The sequence below is a fragment of the Polaromonas sp. P1_G2 genome (genome assembly GCF_056405515.1).
Window position 1 is genome coordinate 1 of record NZ_JBFUBY010000369.1, and the last position, 3,209, is coordinate 3,209.

The window sequence follows — 3,209 nt, forward strand, 5'->3', positions numbered from 1 at the left end:
GCCGCCCTGATCCGCTTGTCTCTGCGCTCCTCGGCCCAGCCAGGACGGGGCAATCGGGAGCGGGGAAARAASACAGAAAACRRAAAYACMAMGAAGACAAATACAAACAAGGACTCGCCAMGGCGAGTCCTTGTTTCTTCAAGTATTTGGTATTTGTCTTTCCAATCCCCAGCCCTTGTGGATGCGCCGAGGAGCGCAGGGCCAGACGGATCAGGGATCGCGTTGTTTGAGCCGAAGGCGAGTTTAGCGAGACCCCGTCTGGACCGAGCACCGCAGGTTGCCCGTAGCGMAGCGGAGGGACGCAGCAACCAGGGTCGCCTTTTCTTTTGCTTACTTTTCTTTTGGCGAAGCAAAAGAAAAGTGAGTAGCCGCCGGGCTACCCCCGGCCAACAGAACTTAGAAGAGAGCACAGAGAGAAGAGCGCGCAAAGACCGGCGCAAGACCCGGCTTCCCGTTTCAGTGCAGTGGAATTGCCAAACTAACAGTAGTACCGCAAACCTCTCCCGCGGTCACCGCAAGCGTCGCCCCCAGCATCCCGGCGCGGCTTTGCATGTTGGCAAGACCGCGCCCCCTTGTGGTCGTGCTGCCGATGCCGATCCCGTTGTCGCTGATGCTGACGCGGATCATGCGGCTGTGTTCTTGCCCAGCTTTTGGCGAAGAGCCCTCTGCGCTATCTGGCAATTCGCAGTGGGCCGCAAATACCACGCGTGTAGCCTTGGCGTGTTGAATGATGTTGGTAAACACCTCCAGCAGGATGCGCTGGATATGCTGAATATGCTTGGGTGTCAGCAGTTCGAATCGCGGTAGCGCGTCTACCTCCCAGACCAGGGACACGTTCGCGGAATCCAGCCGGGGTTGCAGCCGATGCCGCATGGTGGCCAGGACTACAGCGAGGTCGCCATTGACGTTCTCGATGGCGTCCACTGCAATCCGAAGCTCGTCAAGAACCTCGGAGGTGTGCGTTTGCAATACTTCTTGCGGTGCGCTGCTCTTGACCAGACTGAGCAGCGCGACCAGTTGGGAGCCGACCGAGTCGTGGATGTCTTGCATCAAGCGTTGCCGTTCGAGCATGGCCGCTTGCTTGACCTCCAGGCCCTTTTCGTAGCGCAGCCTTAGCAGCCTGTTTTGCATGCTCCAGTAATTGCGCACCATCATCATGCCGACGGCAAAGTTATAGAACAGGAATGCATAGTTCAACAGATTGGCTTTGCCAAAACCCGAGGGCGAGAACGTGAGCACAAGGTCACAAAGACCGAAGGCGACCGCGACGCCCGCCATCAATGCGTTGAGGCGTACCGTGCCGTCCGACTTCTTCCACGTCACAACGGTATAACGAGTGAAGCTCACGGCGCCCAACAGCAGGCTGGCGGGCACCCAGAACAGCTCGTAAACCCGGTAGTCCTGCAAAGCAGCACCTGCCGCCAGGGTAGGGAGTGCCGTCCAGAGGTAAATCTGGAGAAGCCTGTTCAGCCACGGCGCGGGCTTCCTGACCAGCAGCACGCTGACCCAGCACATCAGCCCGGCGTAATAGGCATACGTCGCCGACCTGCCCGCGTTGAAGACCCAGGTGGGGACCGGCGGATAGTCGACAAAAAAATCGACCTGCCAAAGGACGAAGCAAGCTTGCYCAAGGCCGGTGACCAGGTAAGCTTTGTCGCGGCTTTGCCACCACAGCGCAAGAGCCATCAGTCCTATGAGTGCCGACAGGGTCCCGGACATCAATGCCAGTCCCTTGCGGTGATTGACCTCGCTCTCATGCCCAGCCAGCGAAGTGAACTCATCCCCCAGCTCAATGCGGGCCAGCCCGGCGTTGCTGGCGGGTTCCGCGCGGATGTCGATTTCCAGGATATTCGTACCTGCCTGCAGATCCTGGGCTGCCAGCAATTGCCAGCGCGGTCCGGTGCGGAATTGCGTGTTCGGCTGGTTCCAGCCCACGTAGTGCCAAGCCTCGCCGTTGATGCGGTAGCGATAACGGTTGCCCATCTGGAGCGATGAAAAACCCAGGCCCTGGCGGCCGTCGGCTTTCAGTTGCGTCAGCAGGGCTTGTTCTATCGGTACATCCAGCGTGAAATGCATCACCCCCTGCCGCCGCGGAAAATTCTGGTCCCACTTCCAGGGCAGGGGCTGTAGTCCCAGTTCGCGCAACTCGCCTTGCTCGCGGTGGGATGGGGAAATCGTCACGGAGAGCCTGGCTTCCTGCAGCGTGATGGGCAAAGGTTGCGCGAAGGCCGCGCTTGCCAGCAGGCCCCAGGCCAGAGACAGCCAGGCCAGAAACCTCACAACGAGATACCCAGTGCGCGGGCCTCAAAAATCGCCTGGGTTCGCGAATTCACGGCGAGCTTGGTGTAGATGCGTTTCACGTAGGTTTGCACGGTCCCCAGTTCCACCGCCATCAAGTTGGCCGCCTCCTGGTAGGTGTAGCCACGCGACAGCAGAAGCAGCAATTCAATTTCACGCGGCGCCAGCCCATGTGCCGGCGTGTCGGGCGGTGCTGGTTGCGCAGGCGTCTGGCGTTGCCGGGATGCTTCGTTCTTCACAGGAGCCGGCGCGTCGAGCATTTGCATGCGCGCCAGCAGACGGCTTGCAATCACGGGCGAAAGCGGTGTGCCGCCTTGGCGAATAGCCTCAATCGAGGAGGTCAGCGACTGGGCTCTTTGCATGTCTTCTTTGAGCAGGTAGCCGTTTGCGCCGGCTTGAATGCTGTTGACGATGTTGTCCGCATCCGCGAATACGGTGATGACCAGGATATGCGTCAAGGGGAAGGTTTCGCGTACCTGGCGGATCAGGTCGATGCCGCTTCCATCCGGCAAGCCCAGGTCGATCAACCAGTGGTCTTGTTCTTCTTCGCGGGCAAACGCCATTGCGGCGCCCAAGGTCTCAAATGACGTGATCTTTGCGTCCGGGAAGCCCTGCGCCAGCACCTGGCCAATCGTCTGGCGCATCAGCGGGCTGTCATCGACGAAGGTGATTTTCATGGGCGGGATGTGGAGGCGTACCGGTGGATTATCCCGGCCGGATGTGCGTTCTTTGGAATTTTTCTTCTGTTCCCGCTTCCGATCCCGGTCCCGATTGCCCCGTCCTGGCTGGGCCGAGGAGCGCAGAGACAAGCGGATCAGGGCTGGCGTTGTTTGAGCCGAAGGCGAGTTTAGCCAGACCCCGCTTGGCTCGAGCACCGCAGGTTGCCCGTAGCGAAGCGTAGGGACCCAGAC

The 3,209-nt window shown here is 60.0% G+C and carries 2 protein-coding genes; both read right to left on the reverse strand.

From position 1 onward, the window contains the following. Window positions 1-456: 456 nt before the first annotated feature. Window positions 457-2,280, reverse strand: coding sequence for a sensor histidine kinase (locus tag AC1D0P_RS23655; RefSeq protein WP_477678973.1), 1,824 nt, complete (start codon window positions 2,278-2,280; stop codon window positions 457-459). Next, a complete protein-coding gene (locus AC1D0P_RS23660; protein WP_477678974.1) occupies window positions 2,277-2,975 on the reverse strand; it encodes a response regulator in 699 nt (232 codons plus the stop codon). The genes AC1D0P_RS23655 and AC1D0P_RS23660 overlap by 4 nt, the downstream gene beginning before the upstream one ends. Window positions 2,976-3,209 lie beyond the last annotated feature (234 nt).

Bases quoted from the DNA above. Each gene is read 5' to 3' on its own strand.
- AC1D0P_RS23660 (WP_477678974.1), bottom strand. From the start codon at position 2,975: ATGAAAATCACCTTCGTCGATGACAGCCCGCTGATGCGCCAGACGATT.